Source organism: Corynebacterium lujinxingii (assembly GCF_014490555.1).
Taxonomy (GTDB): domain Bacteria; phylum Actinomycetota; class Actinomycetes; order Mycobacteriales; family Mycobacteriaceae; genus Corynebacterium; species Corynebacterium lujinxingii.
The window spans coordinates 1,039,859-1,057,249 of sequence record NZ_CP061032.1 but is presented as its reverse complement, the minus strand read 5'-3'; the positions used below and the strand labels follow the sequence as shown (position 1 = coordinate 1,057,249).

At 64.7% G+C, this 17,391-nt stretch carries 12 protein-coding genes, 3 tRNA genes and 2 pseudogenes; 3 read left to right on the top strand and 14 right to left on the bottom strand.

Annotated features, from left to right (window positions below; translation table 11 throughout):
• Positions 1–71: 71 nt before the first annotated feature.
• The gene (locus IAU68_RS05260) at positions 72–1,766 is read right to left on the bottom strand and encodes an alkaline phosphatase D family protein (RefSeq protein ID WP_171193403.1); all 1,695 of its coding nucleotides are present in this window, start codon (positions 1,764–1,766) and stop codon (positions 72–74) included.
• 136 nt (positions 1,767–1,902) lie between these two features.
• On the opposite strand from IAU68_RS05260, the gene IAU68_RS05255 reads away from it, so the two are divergent.
• Positions 1,903–3,798, top strand: a complete 1,896-nt coding sequence (locus IAU68_RS05255; protein ID WP_171193404.1) for a purple acid phosphatase family protein — start codon at positions 1,903–1,905, stop codon at positions 3,796–3,798.
• An 80-nt stretch (positions 3,799–3,878) separates the two neighbouring features.
• Here IAU68_RS05255 and IAU68_RS05250 read toward each other — a convergent pair whose 3' ends face one another.
• The 8 genes from IAU68_RS05250 to gltX all read right to left on the bottom strand — a co-directional run bounded on the left by IAU68_RS05250 (position 3,879) and on the right by gltX (position 11,421).
• The gene (locus tag IAU68_RS05250) at positions 3,879–6,638 is read right to left on the bottom strand and encodes an FAD/NAD(P)-binding protein (RefSeq protein ID WP_171193405.1); all 2,760 of its coding nucleotides are present in this window, start codon (positions 6,636–6,638) and stop codon (positions 3,879–3,881) included.
• 3 nt (positions 6,639–6,641) lie between these two features.
• Positions 6,642–7,613, bottom strand: coding sequence for a pyridoxal-phosphate dependent enzyme (locus tag IAU68_RS05245; protein WP_171193406.1), 972 nt, complete (start codon positions 7,611–7,613; stop codon positions 6,642–6,644).
• Between the two features lie 10 nt (positions 7,614–7,623).
• Positions 7,624–8,202, bottom strand: a complete 579-nt coding sequence (locus IAU68_RS05240) for an HD domain-containing protein (RefSeq protein WP_171193407.1) — start codon at positions 8,200–8,202, stop codon at positions 7,624–7,626.
• Positions 8,203–8,282: 80 nt separating this feature from the next.
• Complete coding sequence (locus IAU68_RS05235; RefSeq protein WP_231699105.1) at positions 8,283–9,104, bottom strand: PhzF family phenazine biosynthesis protein; 822 nt, start codon at positions 9,102–9,104, stop codon at positions 8,283–8,285.
• 63 nt (positions 9,105–9,167) lie between these two features.
• Positions 9,168–9,240, bottom strand: a tRNA-Glu gene (locus tag IAU68_RS05230).
• Positions 9,241–9,590: 350 nt separating this feature from the next.
• Positions 9,591–9,663, bottom strand: a tRNA-Glu gene (locus tag IAU68_RS05225).
• Between the two features lie 31 nt (positions 9,664–9,694).
• Positions 9,695–9,766: transfer RNA gene (locus IAU68_RS05220), tRNA-Gln, on the bottom strand.
• Between the two features lie 158 nt (positions 9,767–9,924).
• Entirely contained in the window at positions 9,925–11,421 is a 1,497-nt protein-coding gene (gene gltX, locus IAU68_RS05215) for a glutamate--tRNA ligase (RefSeq protein WP_202880178.1), read from the bottom strand.
• Here gltX and IAU68_RS11480 point away from each other — a divergent pair.
• A pseudogene (locus IAU68_RS11480) lies at positions 11,414–11,587 on the top strand (hypothetical protein); the annotation flags it as partial. The gene gltX and the pseudogene IAU68_RS11480 sit on opposite strands and share 8 nt — an antisense overlap.
• A gap of 211 nt (positions 11,588–11,798) precedes the next feature.
• On the opposite strand, the gene IAU68_RS05205 reads toward IAU68_RS11480, so the two are convergent.
• Entirely contained in the window at positions 11,799–12,917 is a 1,119-nt protein-coding gene (locus tag IAU68_RS05205; RefSeq protein ID WP_186337531.1) for an alpha/beta hydrolase family esterase, read from the bottom strand.
• Positions 12,918–13,019: 102 nt separating this feature from the next.
• Here IAU68_RS05205 and IAU68_RS05200 point away from each other — a divergent pair, with 102 nt between their 5' ends.
• Positions 13,020–14,159 (top strand): isochorismate synthase, encoded by a 1,140-nt coding sequence (locus IAU68_RS05200; protein WP_171193410.1) that lies wholly within the window; start codon positions 13,020–13,022, stop codon positions 14,157–14,159.
• A 21-nt stretch (positions 14,160–14,180) separates the two neighbouring features.
• Here IAU68_RS05200 and IAU68_RS05195 read toward each other — a convergent pair whose 3' ends face one another.
• The 4 genes and pseudogenes from IAU68_RS05195 to IAU68_RS05180 form a co-directional block, all read right to left on the bottom strand.
• Positions 14,181–14,972 carry a fumarylacetoacetate hydrolase family protein gene (locus tag IAU68_RS05195; RefSeq protein ID WP_171193411.1) on the bottom strand — a complete coding sequence of 264 codons (792 nt, stop codon included), beginning with the start codon at positions 14,970–14,972 and terminating at the stop codon, positions 14,181–14,183.
• A 35-nt stretch (positions 14,973–15,007) separates the two neighbouring features.
• Positions 15,008–15,548 (bottom strand): annotated as a pseudogene (locus IAU68_RS05190) (3'-5' exonuclease).
• Between the two features lie 63 nt (positions 15,549–15,611).
• Positions 15,612–15,848, bottom strand: coding sequence for a hypothetical protein (locus IAU68_RS05185; RefSeq protein WP_171193412.1), 237 nt, complete (start codon positions 15,846–15,848; stop codon positions 15,612–15,614).
• A gap of 49 nt (positions 15,849–15,897) precedes the next feature.
• On the bottom strand, positions 15,898–17,388 hold the full coding sequence (locus tag IAU68_RS05180) for a cell wall-binding repeat-containing protein (protein ID WP_171193413.1): 1,491 nt from the start codon (positions 17,386–17,388) through the stop codon (positions 15,898–15,900).
• Between the last annotated feature and the right edge of the window lie 3 nt (positions 17,389–17,391).

Sequence of the window (17,391 nt, the reverse complement as noted above, 5' to 3'; positions counted from 1 at the left end):
CGATGGTGCCGCGCACGGGCGCGGTGACCTGCCCGCCCACCCAGATGTCGCGGCCGTCGTCGATAGGCAGCCTATGCCTCGACGAACCCCTCGCCGATGCGCCACTGACGCTTCGTGCCGAGGCTGACTGCGGCATCCGGGTCCTCCACGTCTGAAACGCGGTAGTACAGCATATCCACGAAGTCGTGGTGAATGCTCGCGATGCCGTAGCCGTGGGCGTCGAAGTCGATGTGGTTGACCCACGGGTTGTAGTCGCGGATCGTCTTTTCCACCAGCAGCGAGGTGGAGTTATCCTCCGGGTGATACGTGCCGAACACGTCGGTGAGAATCTCGTCCACATTCGGCGCAGAGATCGAGGTGGTCACCATCTCGCAGCCAATCTCGCCGAAACCGGACGGGGATGCGATTGAGTTCGCCCATTCCGAGTGGATGTCGCCGGTGAGAAACAGCGCGTTCGATTCCTGCTCGTCGAGCATGGTGAGCAGCCGGTCGCGCTCCGCGGCGTAGCCGTCCCACTGGTCGGAATTCACCGCGATACCGGTCGCACGCTCCTTGATGTAGCCGGACGCGATGTTGGCCTTTTCGTCGTCTTGAATGGTGACAAAACGCATCGGCGAGACCATCACCGAGTTGCCCAGCACATCCCAGCGCGCGTTGGATTCTTGCAGTTGCTTGGCCACCCAGTTGAACTGGTCGGTACCGAGCATCGTGCGGTCGTCGTTAGCAAAGTTTGCCCCGGTTGTTTCCTCGTCACGGAAGGACCGCAAATCCATCATGGTGAGCTGAGCCAGGGTGCCGAAGGTAAACGAGCGGTAGATACCCGGGTCCCCTGGCAGTGCCTCCCTGCGTACCGGCAACCACTCGTAGTAGGCCTGTGTCGCCGCGGCCTGACGCTCCTTCCACTCGCCTTCCACGCGGCCGTCGGTGTGGTTTTCCGCGCCGTCCCGCCAGCTGTTGTTGGCGGACTCGTGGTCGTCCCACACCACGATCCACGGGCACGCGGCGTGCGCGGCCTGGAGGTTCAAATCGGTGCGGTAGCGGCCATGGCGTTGGCGGTAATCCTCCAGCGTGGTGATCTCCCACTCCGGGTGGTGCATGCGCGCCACGCCGCTTTTGCCCGCGTACTCGCCGGTCGGGTACTCGTAGATGTAGTCGCCGAGAAAGACCACGTGATCGATTTCGCCCGTACGTGCGCGCTGGGCCATATCCCCGTAGGCGGCGAAGAAACCGGACTCCCAGTTGGCGCACGACGCGATTGCGAGATTGAGCTGGTCGAGCTCCGCATCCTCGGCCGGGGCCGTCAGGGTGCGGCCAGTCAGCGACTCGGCGCCGGCGTGCTCCCCGGATTTCACAATGAAACGGTAGAAGTACTCAGTTGCCGGCTCCAGCCCATCCGCATCGACGTGGACGGTGTGGTCGTTTTCCACATTGGCGGTCACGGTTCCGGTCTTCGGGTTGTCGAAGGTGTCCGAGGTGTCGATCTGCCACTCCAGCTCGGTGTCGTCGCCAAGCCCGGAGCCTGGCAGCGCCTCGCGCGACGGAGTCACACGCGTCCACAGCACCACACGGTCCGGCAGCGGATCGCCCGAGGCCACACCGTGTAGAAACGGCAGATTCCACTGGTCGGCCGGGACTGGGATATCGGGGGTGGACACGGTCCCGCGGCGGGCGGCAAAGGCCCCGCCGGTGCCGACCGCTACTGCGGCGGCGGACACGGCGATGGTTTGCAGGAATACACGACGATTGACACGGGACTTCGAGCTCATAGCGCTCACTGTCAACCAGCTCCAAGGTTCACGCAATAAGGACAGCGCAAAGTTGCCCAGAGTTCACCATCAATTCACCAAGGTGTCTTCGTACTTGTAACCGGCTGTTAAAACGGCGTGACTTAGGTGGGCAACCATGACTGTCTCGTGCTCCCGCCACTCCCATTCCGTCCGCCGCGGCGCCATTGCGACCGCGGTCGTCATTTCGCTGTTCGGCTCCGCGACCACCGCCGTCGCCGCGGATGCGCCAGAAGGCGCGATCAACACCAAGATCAGCCGCCTGGTGCTCGGCATCGGCTCGGACGCCACCGAGGCGAACCTCGCGTGGCAGTCCAAGACCAACGAAACCCAGTACCTGGAGTACTGGCCGGCCGACGACGCAGGCAACGTGACCACCGTTGAATCCCCGCGCGGGCCCTACAACGCGGCTGTCTTCTACCCGCACGAGGCGACCATGACCGGCCTCGAGCCGGCCACAGAGTACGTCTACCGCGTCGGCAGCGAGCGCCGCGGCTACACCGAGCCGCGCACGTTCACCACCGGCGAAAACTCGGACTCATGGAACTTCCTTGCGCTTGCCGACGCCCAAATCGGCGTCGGCGCGAAAATCAGCGAGCAGTCTGCCGCCTGGAACAAGGCAGTTAACACCGCAACCGGCGAGCACCCGGACTCCGCGTTCATCATGCACTTGGGCGACCAGGTCGAGGGCTGGGGCGCACCGGTCAAGCAGCTCGAGGAGTTCACCGCTCCGGAGAAGCTGCACGAGTACCGCCTCGCCGTGTTGAAGGGCAACCACGAAACGTACGCGCCGGACCGCCACTTCCAGGACACCTACTTCCTGCCCAATGAAGTCGACGACACCGCGAACTACTTCTTTAACTACAACAACGTGCTGTTCATCGGACTGGACGGCAACCGTTCGAGCCAGGCGGACATCGACACCCACGCAGAGTTTGTTAACACCACCATCGCCGAGGAAGGCGCGGAGGCGGACTGGATCATCGTCGGTATCCACCAGGCCCCGTTCTCTCAGGGCACGCACTACACCGACGACGACGTCGTCGCTCTGCGCGAATCGCTCACCCCGAAGCTGTCTGAAGCCGGCGTCGACCTGGTGTTGAGCGGCCACGACCACATCTACACCCGCACCCACCTGATGAACGGCGCAGAGGCCGTCATCCCCGAGGGCGCGTCGAAGTCCGGCGACATTTTGATCCCGGACGACAACGAGGTCCTCTACGTCACCTCCACCACCGCGACCGGCGGCAAGTACTACGACTTCCAGGACGAAAACGGCACGACCTACCCGAACATCCGCGAGGAGCGCGCCCACGATCTGGCGCACGACTCCACAGCGCGCTGGCGTCAGGACTACAACCCGGACTACTCCAACATCGACGTCTCCCCCGATGAGCTGAAGATCACCACCTACAACATCAACACCCCGTACGTGGTGGACCAGGTCACGCTGCGCAAGAAGGACGCTGCTGAGGAAGCAGAAACCACCGCCGCGCCGGCGACCTCGAAGCAGACAACGACCGCGGCGACCTCGGAGCAGGCCAGCACGTCCGCTGCTGCGCCGTCCACCGTGACGACGACCGCAACCCCCGTCCCCGACGTTGTCACCTCCACGGTGACCACGGAAAAGGCTGTCCCCACCACCACGACCTCGGTGGGTAAGGCCACGGTGACGGAGACCTCGACGGTCACCTCACCGTCCACCTTGGTTGTGGAGAAGACCAAGACGGTGCCGACCACCGTCAAGCAGGTTGTCACGCAGACCACGACGGTGACCTCCACGACCGAGATCACCAAGAACGCAACCTCTGAGCCGTCGCCCACCACGGCCGACTCTTCCGCGCCGGATGATTCTGCCCGGTCGGCGGACGGCAGCGCTGCGGGCAGCAGCACCGGCGGCATCATCCTGACCGTGCTCGGCATTCTGTTCGCAGTGGCAGCCGCGATCGCTGCCGTACTGATCACCCTGAACCCGCAGCTCGTGCAGGACATCCGGAACAAGTACAACATCTAGTCGCCGGCTCTCCCGGAACGGCTTCGCCCCGCCACCTTCACATCGAAGTGGCGGGGCGCTGCGCGTTTGTGGTTGAGATATTAGCGGCGATCGATCGCGTCCAACTCGCCGCCCGGCCACACCACGTTCTTTGCCAGCGGAATTTGGTGCGAGGCGCTTTCCAGGATGTGCATGAAGTAGCCGGCCGCGTTCGGAATCGCGACGATGTCGCCGGCCGCAACCCCCTTGGGAAAGCGGATTTTGCGGCGCAAGATTAGCTCGTCTTCGATGCAGTACGCCCCGACGAGGAATGCCTCGACCGCTTCAGAGTTGCCCGTGCGCTTCACCAGGACGGGATCGGTGAGGTAATCGTCCGACGTAGTGCGGCACTGCGTGCGGTTCATCTCCAGCCCGACCAGCGGCAGCCCATCCGAGCGAGTCTTGACGAAGGCGACGCGGGCGAGGATGAGACCGCAGCCGTCGAGAAGCGAGCGCCCCGGCTCCAAATGAAGGCGCAGTCCCCGCGCGCGCAGCCCCTCGGCGACGCCGTCGGCAAGCACCTGCTCCAGCCACGTCCCCCGGGCGGGTTCTTGCCAGTACGGGTAGGTGTTGGTCAGCGGGTCGGACTTCCACGTGAACGGGGCGGCGTAGCCTTCGCGCTGCGCTGCGATCGCGTCCAGGTAGTCGCGCCACTGTTGTTCGTGCTCGAGGTAGCGCATGGGCACGCCGCCGCCGATGTCGATGAACTCGGGGTTGTGTCCGGCCTTCACCAGCGAATCGATAAGCCTCATGCACTCACGCAGCGCTGCGGAGCGGTCAGCGGCGGCGTAGCCGTGCAGGTGCGCATGCACGCCGACGACGCGTACTGCTTCGACTGGGGTTGTAAGGTGGGTGGCCCAGTCGGCGAGGCGTTCACCGAATCGGGTCGGCGGCATCGTCTCCGGATCGGGCGCCAGGCGGGGTGCAACAAGCGCAGTCGTGCCGGCGGCGTCAGCGAGTGCGCGGATGCGGTCGTACTCGGCGCGGTTATCCGTGGAGATGACCACGCCGTTGTCGATTGCCAACTGCAGCAGCCGATCCGGCTTGATTGCGGCTGAACAAATGATGCGCTCCCCCGGCATGCCGTGGTCGAGCACCTGGCGCAGTTCGTTCTCGCTAGCGACGTCGACGCCGTGGCCGGTATCGCGCACCGTGTCGACGAACAACAGTCCCTTGTTCGCCTTACGCGCGAAGAACACCTTGGTTTCAACACCCATGCGCTCGCCGGCAGCGACGAGTTCGTCGATGTTGTTACGCATCGGCTCGGCGTTGAGCACGTTGACTGGGCTGCCGAAGCGTTCGAGGAGGCCGTCGCACGCTTCCGCGTCGGCAAGCAACTCATCGGACCAATCGAAGTGCTTCGGCTCGAGCGGTGGCAGGCCGTGCACGCGCTCCGGATCCGCCATCGCGCGGGCGCTGACCCGGTCCGCCCAGCTATCGACGACGTGGTGCTTGTCGCGGCGCAGCGTGTCGTGGCCGAGAATGAAGCCCTCGTTCATCCGACCGGCCGCAGCGATGTGCTGCTGCCCGACTAGCGTGCCGTCACGCTCGACGTACAACGCGTTGGTATCGGCGTAACGCTGTCCAATTCCCTGCTCGACGAGGTTGCCGACAAGCGTGCCTTCCACGACTCCGGCCGGCGCGTTCACCGCGTCGATCACCACAGTTGCCCCGACATCGTTTGCCACATCACGCAGGTCGTCGTTGCCGCGGTCGAAGGCATCGGTGCGGATGCGGCCCTCGTCGATAAGCGCGAGCATTTCAGATGCGGACTCCACCGGCGGACCGAACGCGACGCGCTCCATCGTGGAAGTAAACGCGTCGAAGTCTGCACGGCCGAGCGTTTCGCGGCCACCGAAGGAGACGCGCTCGATAAGCGCATCGTAGGTTTCGCGGAACACTACACCTGCAGCGATGGCCGTCGTCCAGGGCGTTTCGCCACTGGCGGCAGCGACCGAGGCGCGCAGCTCCGCTACCGGGTCGCCGGTGAAGTCCTCGCCGTCCAACACCGCGCGAATGTCGTCGACAGTGCCCTTGCCGCCGACGACGGCTAGGACCTGCGCGGCGCATTCGACCAAGATGTCCCGCAGCTCCGCGAGCGATTCGCAGTTCAGAATGGCACAGCAGGCGGCCTCGATGGCTGGTTTCGCTTCCCGGGCCTGGTCATCATCGAGGTACGCCTTGACTTCCATGAAACGCCCGGAGCGGGTGACGGGATAAAACACTTTCGCTTTGGCGTAGCGCACGACGTCGATAAACGTCAGCGCCGCCCCGCGCACCAGCGCGACATCCTCGTTGCCCACCGCGTCCAGGTTCGTCGCGGGGTACACCGGGGCGATGACTGGGAGCTCCCCGAGGTCGTCGTGCGCGAGCGAGCCCGGCCAGTCGTAGGCATGCCCGGTGGCAATTATGGCTTCCGCGAACTGCTCTGCGCCGACTCGGACCCCGCCGTCGGCAGGAGAAAGAGCATCGACGCGCTCGACTTTGAAATTCAACGCGCACGTCGGCGGGAGGTGCTTCTCGAGCGCATCCCAGGAAGCTTCGAGGTGCTCGCCCACGCGGCGGCGCGGCGGGAACATGCCATCGAGCTCGTCGTCCGGGTCAAGGGGGCCGAGCTGCGTTTCGACGATCGTCTTCGGCGCGTTCAAAATCCACTGCTCCGGCACTGATTGGCCAAACGCCCCGGGTGCCGAGAGCTCAGTGCGCGGTGCATCGCTAAACACGGTGAGATCGATCTGCGCTCCGCACTGTCGGGCGCGTTCCATGAGTGCCTCCGCTGCCCATAGCCCGCGCGGCCCTGCGCCGATGATGGCAACCTTCATCGTTTACGCCTCCTTGTGAAAGGTCTCGCTGACCCACTCGTCGTTGTACACAGTGTCCAGATACGCCCTGCCGTCGTCGTGGAACACCGCAACGATCTCTGACGCCGCCTGCTCGCGCAGGAGCGTATCCACGGCCCACGCCACCGCCCCGCCGGATGCGCCCGGTACGAACCCGGTGGCTCGTGCAAGACGGCGCGCGGAGCGGACAGCATCCTCCGCTGCGACGCGCACTACCCGGTCCGGCTCAACCTCTTGAGACAGATCGGTGACCACGCCGGCGCCGTAGCCGGGCAGTATCCGCTCGCCACGCTCTCCTGAAAACAGCACCGATCCTTCCGCGTCCACCGCCACGACCTTGGTGCCATAGCCGTTTTCGCGGATGTGCTTCAAACACCCGCCGACTGTGCCGGTGGTGCTCACCGCAACAGCAAGCATCTCGGGTGCGTGGCCTAGCTGCTGGACGATCTCGCGCATGGTGCCCTGGTCGTGCGCGTCGAAAGCTGCGCGGTTGGAGTACTGGTCGAGGTTGACCGCCCCGAGCTCCTCTTTCAACCGCGCGACCAGGTTGCGCCGGGCTGTGAGCCAATCCCCTGTTGCAGGGTCCGGTTCGGTTACCGGGTGCAGCGTGGCGCCGAGTGCTGCGATCATCGACAACGTCGCCTGGTTCGTGCGCGGATCCACCACACAGTGGAACTGCCAGCCACCGGCCACGGCCTCCCGCGCGAGCGCGATACCGAGGTTGCCGCTGCTGGACTCCACCGCGACTGCGCCCGGGTACAGCAGACCTTTTTCGGTCGCGTCGGCAACCATCGCGCGGGCGGTGCGGTCCTTCGCGCTGCCACCTGGGTTAAACGACTCGAGCTTGCCGTGCACTGTCGCCTCGCCCGCAGATGGAAACCCGACGGTGAGGTCCACAAGTGGAGTGCCGCCGATCGTGCTGAGCACACCGGCGCTGGTAGTAGGTGTTACATCCATGCGCCCCACCTTATGCCGTGCGTCGTTCCAGTCGCTCTACCTGCCGTCCAAGTTCGTCTAACAGCGCGTTATTCGGAAGCTTCTCGCGCGCCACCTCGTACACCGAGCGGTACCACCACACTTGCCGCTCCACTGGCGAGTTAAACCTGCCCCACAGCTCGTCGCCGATCACGTCGAGGTCTGCGTGGATGGACAGCAGGTTGTGCAGCTTGTCTGCCACGGAAACGAGCACACTACCCTCGTCTGCACTGCGCAGGTGCGCTAGATACGCCTCGGAGCGCTCCTGCCAATCCGTCAATGTGTCGTCTTTGGTCACCCCGCGTACGAGGTCGACGACATGGTCGCCGAAATCAGTAGCCATCTGTTCAGCGCTGTAAGCCTCCGGGACGTCCTCCAGAATGTCGTGGAACAGCGCGGCGATAAGCACGTCTTCGTCATCAGTCACCTGAGAGACAAGATGCATCACCGCGAACACGTGGGAGACGTACGGGATGTCGGTGCCCTTGCGCACGTGCCCTCGGTGCGCGAGCGCGGCGGTATTGATGGCGCGGAGCAACTGCGGAGAGGCTGCGGGAAGGTAATGGTCCATGGTTGGGTCCTTTCTGCCGGGAACGCTTCTCACCCTAAAAGCCAGCCCGACACGACCACCACAACACCCGAACGCGTGTGCTAATCGACGACAATCTGCCCCCGCACCCGAACCCCCACGGCACCGCCAACCCAGATGTCGTTGCCATCGTCGGCAATCTCCACCCGGCCATTACGGCCGAGCGCGGTGCCCTGCGACACCGTGTAGCGCTCCGGCACGTCGCCACGCGAGCGCAGCCACTGCGCCATCGCGCCGTTCGCGCTACCGGTGACCGGGTCTTCGAACGTCGGTGTAAACGCGCGCAGTTCGTACGCCGGATTCACATCACCGGTCAGCGCCGCGAACGCGACCTTGAGCCCACTTTCCGCCGCGCGCTCGAGTCCGCGCAACGTCTCGACGCTATCCAACAACGCGAGGCGCCAGCCCGGGCCGTTGTCGCCCCAGGCTGCCGCGACAAGCGATTGCTTAGCGACGCCGAACGCCTTGCACACCTCGGCAATCTCGCCGTCGTCAAGCAGTGCGTCGTTCTTTAGCGAAGGGGTGGCGAAGGCGAGCGAGGTGTCGTCGATACGCACCTGCACATTTCCCACCCCGCACTCCTGGACCACCTGGCCGGGCGTGCGAGGGGTGTTACCGAGTTCGAGCCATGCCTTGGCCGTGCCGAGGGTCGGGTGGCCGGCGAAGTCGTACTCCTCGACCGGAGTAAAGATGCGCACGCGGTAGTCGGCGTCGTCACTAGTCGGTTCCAATAAAAACGTCGTCTCGGAGAAGTTCGTCCACGCGGCAATCTGCTGCATCTGTTCGTCCGTTAGATCGTCGGCGCCACAGATGACCGCGAGCGGATTGCCGGTAAATGCGCCGGTAGCAAAGACATCAAGTTCAAAAAAGTCCAGGGAGGTCACCCGCCCCACGCTACCAACGCGAAAACCTCCGACCCGTCGAACCGGATCGGAGGTTTCCATCTGTACCCCGTACGGGATTTGAACCCGTGTTACCGCCGTGAGAGGGCGACGTCCTAGGCCGCTAGACGAACGGGGCGCGCTCGCTGTTTGCGACTTGTTAAAGATAAAGCATGGTGTTGTTTACCAACAAATCGCCACGTCAGGGCCGTAAACTGCTCGATCCTGACGAGCCGCCGACCGGTTGCGGGGTATCTTCCGCCAACGGTGTCTTCGTCACCGGATTTTCGCGCTCGAAGCTCTCCACCTCAAGTGTCGGGCCGATCGTGTCCCAACTTTTGCGCATTGACTTCTCAAATAGGCCCCAACTGTGCGTGCCTTCCACCAGCGAGTACCACTCGACATCCAGGTCTGCGCCGCGTGCCCCACACGCGCATACAAAAATCTCCACTCGGCTTCGCATAAAGCCGAGCGGAGATTTCTAACTTGTACCCCGTACGGGATTTGAACCCGTGTTACCGCCGTGAGAGGGCGACGTCCTAGGCCGCTAGACGAACGGGGCATTAGGAAACAGAACGTAAATTGTTCTGTAGCTGGCCTACCAGGACTCGAACCTAGAATGACGGTACCAGAAACCGTAGTGTTGCCAATTACACCATAGGCCATCGTTTTTCAGCGCTGACCTGCGCTTTTCCTTTCGGTTTCGCGCCTGTCTGGCTGAACAACGTGGATAACTATAACCATGAACCGCTTAAGCCACCAAATCCGCAGGCCACCACATAAAAACGCGGCGGCCATAACGGGCAGAACAACAGCGTTGTAACTACTGGGCCGCCTGGTACGGCGTGACCTCGCGGGCGGCGCGGAGGCGCTTCAGGGTGGACTCGCGGCCAAGCAGCTCCATGGACTCGAACAGCGGCGGCGACACGGCCGCGCCGGTAGTGCCCACGCGAAGGGCGCCGAAGGCGACGCGGGGCTTCAGCCCGAGATCGTCGATAAGCGCCTTGTTCAGCGCTGCCTCGATGTTCGCGGTAGTCCATTCCCCTTCGTCGATGGCCTCCAGAGCGGCGATGCCGGCATCCAGCGGTTCGACAGCGGTGTCCTTGAGGTTCTTCTTCGCGCTCTTTTCGTCCAGCACCAAGTCCTCGTCGGCGGTAACGAGGAACTTCAGCAGGTTGTAGCCTTCCGACAGCACCTTGATTCGGGTTTGCACCAGATCCGCCGCGATGGCGAACTTGTCTTCCGGGTAGTCGGCCGGGAAATCGGTGTACTCGGTGAGGTACTCGCGCAGACGGTTCTTAAAGTCCTCCGGCTCGAGTAGGCGGATGTGGTCGGCGTTGATCGCCTCGAGCTTCTTCTGGTCGAAGCGGGCCGGATTACCCAAAACGTCGGCGACGTCGAAGGCCTTGATGAACTCGTCGACGGAGAAAATGTCCTGGTCCGCGGACAGCGACCAGCCCAGCAGTGCGAGGTAGTTGATCATTCCCTCGGGGATGATGCCGTTGTCGCGGTGGTTGAACAGGTTGGATTCCGGGTCGCGCTTGGACAGCTTCTTGTTGCCCTGCCCCATCACGAACGGCAGGTGCGCGAACTCGGGGGTGAACTCGGCAACTCCGATGCGCTTGAGCGCCTCGTAGAGAGCGAGCTGGCGCGGCGTGGAGGACAGCAGGTCCTCGCCACGCAGCACGTGGGTGATGCCCATCAGCGCGTCGTCGACAGGGTTAACCAGCGTGTATAACGGCGCGCCGTTGGAACGGGCGACGACGTAGTCCGGCTGGGTCTCCGACTTGAAGGTCACCTCGCCGCGCACCAGGTCGTTCCAGGTCCAGTCCTGATCCGGCATGCGCAGGCGCCACACCGGCTTGCGGCCTTCAGCCTCGAACGCGTCGATCTGCTCCTGGGTGAGGTCGCGGTCGAAGTTGTCGTAGCCCAGCTGCGGGTCGCGACCGGCTGCCTTGTGGCGCTCCTGGACCTCCTCATTGGTGGAGTACGCCGGGTACACCTCGCCCGCCTCGATCAACTTGTTCAGCACGTCGGCGTAGATGTCGGAACGCTGCGACTGGCGGTACGGCTCATGCGGGCCACCGACGTTGACACCCTCGTCCCAGCCGAGGCCGAGCCACTCGAGCGAATCGATGATCGCCTGGTAGCTCTCCTCCGAGTCGCGTGCAGCATCAGTGTCTTCGATGCGGAACACCAACGTGCCGCCGGAATGCTTGGCTTGCGCCCAGTTGAACAGGGCCGTGCGGACCATGCCCACGTGCGGGGTGCCGGTCGGCGACGGGCAAAAACGTACGCGCATATTCGAGGTTTCAGTCATGGTCGCAATGGTAGCGCGCGACGCGACACGCTTGACGACGACCAACCGTGCCCCTTTGCACTGGGTCAACCCCGACTGCGGACTGAAGACCCGCGGCTACGCCGAGGTGGGCCCCTCGCTGCGTAACCTGGTCGCCGCCCGCGACGAGGTCGTCGAGGGGCTGTAGGTCGCCGCTGCCTGCGCTCTGCTCTGCGTCCCTCCGCGCTGCGTCCCGTTGAAGTTTCCAGCGAACTAGTCGTAGCGAATTGCCTGAAATGCGTGATTCGCTGGGATTAGTTCGCTGGTTTCTTTCGTTTCAGGGGGGCGGGGCCGCTACCCCCCCCAATACGAAAAAACGCACCCGGCGGGTTACCAGGTGCGTTCTGTGGCACAGGCGTCTACTTCGGGTTACGCATGAGGAAGGCCCACATTTCGTCGGCGGCCGACGGCGAGTACCACCAGAAGTGGTTGGAGCCGTGCACCTTGATCACCTCGACGCCCTTGCGGCAGCCGCGGGCCGACACGCGCGTCGCGTTGTGGCCGGCCGGACGGGTGTCCACACCGCCGGCACAGCCGTTGCGGCGCTCGTAGGAGCGGAACAAGTCGGTTACCGGCAGCACGCGCATACCGCGGCGGACCGTGCCGTAGTACGGGGTAAGCGTGTCGTTCGTGCCGTGCAGCGCCATGAACGCGATCGGCAGGTTCTGGCAGCCACTGTTGACTGGGGCGTAGTAGGCCCCGGAGACACCGGCAACACCCGCGAACAGGTCAGCCATGTGGCAGGCGGACACCGCTGCCATGCCGCCGCCGGTGGACATGCCGGTGGCGTAGATGCGGCGGCGGTCGATGTTGTAGTAGCGCTGCACGTCGTTGATCATCGCGCGAACGAAGGCGATGTCCTGGCCCGGGCGGGTCGCCGCGGTTGCGGAGCCTTCCCACGACGCGCCAATGGCGCGGGGGTAGACGATGATTGCGTCGCGGCCGACAGAGGACTCGCGCAGGCGCGAGTAGTTGCGGAAGTTTTCGGTGGAGTCTTGGTAGGCGGAGTAGCCCACCATCACTGGGGTCGGGCGTGCCGGGTTGTAGCCGCGCGGGACCCAGATGAGGTAGCTGCGGCCGGCGGCGCGGATTTCGCCGTTGGTGCCGTTGGCCACCGGTGCCGGTGCCTGCGGGGCCCAACCGCGCGGTGACGGGGCCGGCTTCGGAGCAGGTGCGGGTGCCGGAGCCGGCACCTTGGGTGCGGGAACCGGGTTCAACGGCAGGGACGATCCCGGCGGCAGGGATTCGTTGGCCATCTGCACGAACTTGTTCCATTCCGCGTTGGCCTGGTTGGCCGCGTCTGCCGCCGCCTTGTTCACACCTTGTACAACGCCGTTGACCTGGTCGTTGAGCTGCGAAGAGAGGTCCTGCGCGCCGGCGTTGACCGGGGTGAGCGCCGCCACTGCCGCCATAAGAGCCGCCGCGCCGCCCGCGAGAGTTTTCCGCATCCAGCTAGAACGCGTTGAACGTCCAGCCACGTTGTTCACATTTTTCACACAGGCAACAATAAACCCACAGGCACAGCTGAGCAACTGGTCCGACGACAACTGTCGGGCGCGTTGCCGTTAGAGTAGTCCCCCATGTCCTCGAACCCGCTCACCGGCACAGGTGTGAACCGCCCCGCGTCCGCGCCAGACTTCTTGCTCTCGCGCGCTGACGGATCCGTGCGCACCCAAGGCGCGGATCGCACGTTTTCCGACGCCTGGCAGGCCATCGACGCCATCGAGCGCGGTGAGGTGGAGATGGTTGTTGGCGCGCTGCCGTTCGACCAGGATTGCCCGGCGGCGCTCACCGTCCCCCAGACGATCATCCGCGAGCCAGGCCCGCTCGAGCCTCACCCCTACTACCGCGTCGGTCCGGGCTCGCAGATCAACGCGATGCTTATCGACGTCGACCCATCCCCCGAGGAACACCTGAGCCGTGTCGAGGCCGCTGTATCCACGATCCGCAGCTCCCTGCTGGACAAGGTCGTGCTCGCCCGCGCTGTCGATATCGCCTTCGATCCACCGGTGGATCCGCGCCTGGTGGCGGCCCGGCTGATCGATTTGTCCTACACCCACGACGGCTTTATCGCCGATCTCACGCCGGCAGGCCGAGTCGGTCACTTCCTCGTCGGCTCCTCCCCCGAGGTCGTGGTGCGCCGCCGCGGCAACACTGTCACCTCGTTTCCGCTGGCAGGATCCGCCGCGCGGGTGCCAAACGACCCGGTGGCGGATCGCGCGGCCGCCGCGTCGCTGGCGGGGTCGAAAAAAGACTTCGACGAGCACCGTTTCGTCGTCGAGCACATTCGCGACGTCCTCGCGCCCCTGTGCACCGAGCTCGAGATTGCGCAGCGCCCCGTGCTGGAAAAGACGAGCGAGATGTGGCACTTGGCCACCCCCATCAAGGGGACGTTGAAAAATCCGTCGCCCACCGCGCTGGATCTAGCGCTGCGCCTCTACCCCACCCCCGCAGTGTGCGGCACGCCGTCGTCGGCTGCTGAGGCGCTGATCACAACTGCGGAGTCGGACCGCGGGTTCTACGCGGGCGCGGTCGGCTACACCGACGCGGCAGGCGACGGAGAGTACATGGTGGCTATCCGCTGCGCCGAGGTAAACGCCGACGGCACCCGCGCCCGCGCGTGGGCTGGCGGCGGCCTGACGGCGGACTCGGACCCGCAGGCCGAGCTCGACGAGACCACGGCCAAGCTGCGCACCATCATGCGCGCGCTCGGCCTGTAGCCGGCTGGCGGTTGAGACGCGCTAGGCGCGCTCGACCGGGTTGCCGAGTTTGCCGATGCCCGGGATTTCCACCTCGATATAGTCGCCCGGCACCATCTCCGCGGTGCCCGCCGGCGAGCCCGTGGCCACAACGTCGCCCGGCAGCAGCGTGAAGGACGCGGAAACCCACTCGACCATCTCGCCGACAGACTTGATCATCTGGTTCGAGTTGGAGTCCTGTTTCGTCTCCGTTGTGCCCTCGTGGGTGTGGTGGGCCTTGATCGGCAGGTTGGCAAAGTCGAACTTGTCCAGATCCGTCTCAATCCACGGACCGATCGGACCGAAGGTGTCCATGCCCTTCGCGCGCGCCCACTGACCGTCGGCAAACTGCAGGTCACGCGAGGAGACGTCGTTAATGATGGTCACGCCACGCACCACAGACTTCCAGTCTTCAGCCTTGACATTTTTGCACGGCACGCCGATGACGAGCGCGAGCTCACCTTCGAACTCCACTCCGGTGGCAAACTCCGGGATCTTGATCGGCGCGCCTGGGCCGACGACGGACGTCGACGGCTTGATAAAGATCGTCGGCGGCAGATCTTCCGCGGACTTCTTGAACACCTCGGCGACATGGTCGGCGTAGTTGCGGCCGACTGCCACGATCTTCGACGGCAGCGTCGGGGCCAGCAGGCGGACCTGGTCGAGGTCGTACTCTTTGCCGGTGTATTCGGGTTCTGTAAACGGGGTGCCGGCGATGGCTTTCGCAGTCTTCCCCTCGTCGTCAATGACGGCGAACGTCATCCCTTCAGGTGTGGCAATTCGTCCAAAACGCATGTGACCGAGCATACAACCAACATTGGCCTGTGGCGCTATTCGGCGGTCAGCGCCAGGTAGAGTTCCGCGCACGCGACCGCGTCTGTCAGCGCGTTGTGGTTGCTGTACGCCGGGAGATTGTAGCGCTGGCGCACGCGTGCGAGCCGGAGGTCCTCCCCGCGCGGATACGTGCGCATGCGCTCCATGTGCCGTCGCTCCATGGCAAACGTGTCGCGTACCTCGGCATCACGCAGCCCCCAGCGCTTGCCCGTGACGTCGCGGTGCAGCTTGCCGACGAACCCGAGCTCCATCTGCGCGAAATGGGCCAGTAGCCGGCGCCCCTCGATCGCACGCAGAAACGCCTCGAGCAGGCTCCGCCCCGTCGAGGGCGATGTCGTCGTCGGTCACGCCGTGGATCGTGGCGCTGTCGCCCACCTGCGCCCCGGAAATCACGTGGTATTCGGCCCGCGCGAGATCGATCACTCGCCCGTCGACCGGCACCCACCCGATGGAGACCAACTCGTGGCGGTCGGGCTTCAACCCGGTGGTCTCGACGTCGACGGCCAGCAGGGCGTCGTCGACAAGCACTCGCGCTATCCTCCACCGCCTCCATGAGGTAGCGCGATTCACGCGCGCCGACGAGCGTGGAGTACCCGAAATTCAGCCCAGTGTCGCGCCGGTCGAGCAAAAGGTTGTCGTCCGAGACGATGTCGACTGCGCCGGAACGGATGACAAACAGCGTGTCTTGGGCTGGCCGACATCCACGACGATGTTGCCACGCCGCACATACGTGATCCCCATCTGCGCCGGTAGCGCGCGGAGTTCTTCCTCGGGCAGGCTTGAAAACGGCTCATACCGCCCGAGAAACCCTGAGATCTCGTCTAATTCCACGCTCATGCCGGAAGCGTAGCGTGGCCGGCCGGCCCGGCGGGACCGTTTTCGTGAACTACTGGTAGCTCACGAACCACGGGCGCGGGTTGACGTCCGCGTAGGTCTGCTCCGGGGTGAACGTCGGCGAGTCCTCGTCGATGAAGTTCTTCCACGCCATGAAGTAGTTCGGATCCAGCCCCTGGCGCAAGACATTCCACGTGTCGAACTTCTGCTCCGGCACACCGTGGCCGTCCGCGTGCAGGATCCACGCCAGCTCGGGTTGGCCGGTGACGATGTTCTCGCGGTCCGGGTACATCGCGACCTGGAACTGGTGCAAGATCATCGCCTTTTGCGGCAGATCGTTATCCCGCACGAGCGCTGCGAGCCAGTCGGCGACCTCGTTGATCTCCGCGGCGGTGGCGCTGCCGATGCGCGACAGCGGCTCCTCACCCGGGTTCAACTTCCACTCTGCGTCGAGCGCAAGCCCCACATTCGGGCGTTTGAGCAGATCCTCATAGATCTTCGCCTGCTCCAAGAAGTTGCCTTGCCCCGGCTGCAGGTCGATCACGGCGTACCCGCCGGCGTCCACAATCGCGTCGACGTAAGGCGCGATGTCCTCGATCGGCGTCTCGTTAGAGAAGTTGCCGTCATCGCCCGGGAATTCGGAGGCTACAGAGGCGATAACCTCGAACGCCGGGATGATCGGCTGGTCGTCGAGTGGCTCGTAGCGCGACGCGTATTCCTTGGCCAGTTCCACGGCGGCGGCCGGGTCCTGCTCGCCCATCAGGCCGAGGTCCGGGCCGTAGGGGTGGCCGTAAAGCGCGATCATGCGGCGGCCCGGGAAGACCAATCCGCCGCCGCCCGGCAGCTCGCCGTTGGAGGCGAGTGCGGCGCGCGCCTGGAAGTTCTCGTTCGAACCCCACTGGCGACCGAGCGCCAGCGCGTCCTGCTCGGTCACATCGCGCATGCTTTGCGACGACGCCCGCGGGTCCGGCGCCGCCAGCACCTGCACGTCCGCACCGGCCGCGCGGGCGGTGGCGACGGATGCGCGCGAGGATACCGCGGTGGCGAACACCGGCGGCATCACCAGGTCACGCGGGTTCTTCGGCTCGAGCGCCGCAATGGCAGCTACGTCGCCGGCCTTGTCCGCGGATTCGACTGGAGCGGTTTTTTCAATTGAAGCGTCGTCGCCCGGGACATTGATCACCTTGGATGCGCCGAGGCGCTCGATCTCGGCGTCGACGGTCTCGTCGGTGCCGTCGAGGCGCACGAGCATCGGCGCGCCCAGCTCCGCTGCAATAGCCGCAGCCTGCAGCTGCTGTTCACGGTCCTTTGCAGAGACGACCACGGTGTCGGAAGACTCGAAGAACCGCTGCGAGACCTCGGCACCGGTGCCGTCTGGGTCCTGGATGACCTCGTCGCCGTTTGTTTTCAGCGCCTCGCGGCCTTGGTCGTCGGTTTCCGACGCGCCGTTGCCGGCCTCGTCGGTGCTGCATCCGGTGAGCACGAGTGCTGAGGCGCACAGTGCGGCGAGCGTGGCACGGGTCATCTTCCGGGGTGAAACCATGCG

Bases quoted from the DNA above. Each gene is read 5' to 3' on its own strand.
- IAU68_RS05200 (WP_171193410.1), top strand. From the start codon at position 13,020: ATGTCCTCGAACCCGCTCACCGGCACAGGTGTGAACCGCCCCGCGTCC.
- gltX (WP_202880178.1), bottom strand. From the start codon at position 11,421: ATGACTGAAACCTCGAATATGCGCGTACGTTTTTGCCCGTCGCCGACC.
- IAU68_RS05180 (WP_171193413.1), bottom strand. From the start codon at position 17,388: ATGGTTTCACCCCGGAAGATGACCCGTGCCACGCTCGCCGCACTGTGC.
- IAU68_RS05185 (WP_171193412.1), bottom strand. From the start codon at position 15,848: ATGAGCGTGGAATTAGACGAGATCTCAGGGTTTCTCGGGCGGTATGAG.
- IAU68_RS05260 (WP_171193403.1), bottom strand. From the start codon at position 1,766: ATGAGCTCGAAGTCCCGTGTCAATCGTCGTGTATTCCTGCAAACCATC.
- IAU68_RS05250 (WP_171193405.1), bottom strand. From the start codon at position 6,638: ATGAAGGTTGCCATCATCGGCGCAGGGCCGCGCGGGCTATGGGCAGCG.
- IAU68_RS05255 (WP_171193404.1), top strand. From the start codon at position 1,903: ATGACTGTCTCGTGCTCCCGCCACTCCCATTCCGTCCGCCGCGGCGCC.
- IAU68_RS05195 (WP_171193411.1), bottom strand. From the start codon at position 14,972: ATGCGTTTTGGACGAATTGCCACACCTGAAGGGATGACGTTCGCCGTC.
- IAU68_RS05240 (WP_171193407.1), bottom strand. From the start codon at position 8,202: ATGGACCATTACCTTCCCGCAGCCTCTCCGCAGTTGCTCCGCGCCATC.
- IAU68_RS05245 (WP_171193406.1), bottom strand. From the start codon at position 7,613: ATGGATGTAACACCTACTACCAGCGCCGGTGTGCTCAGCACGATCGGC.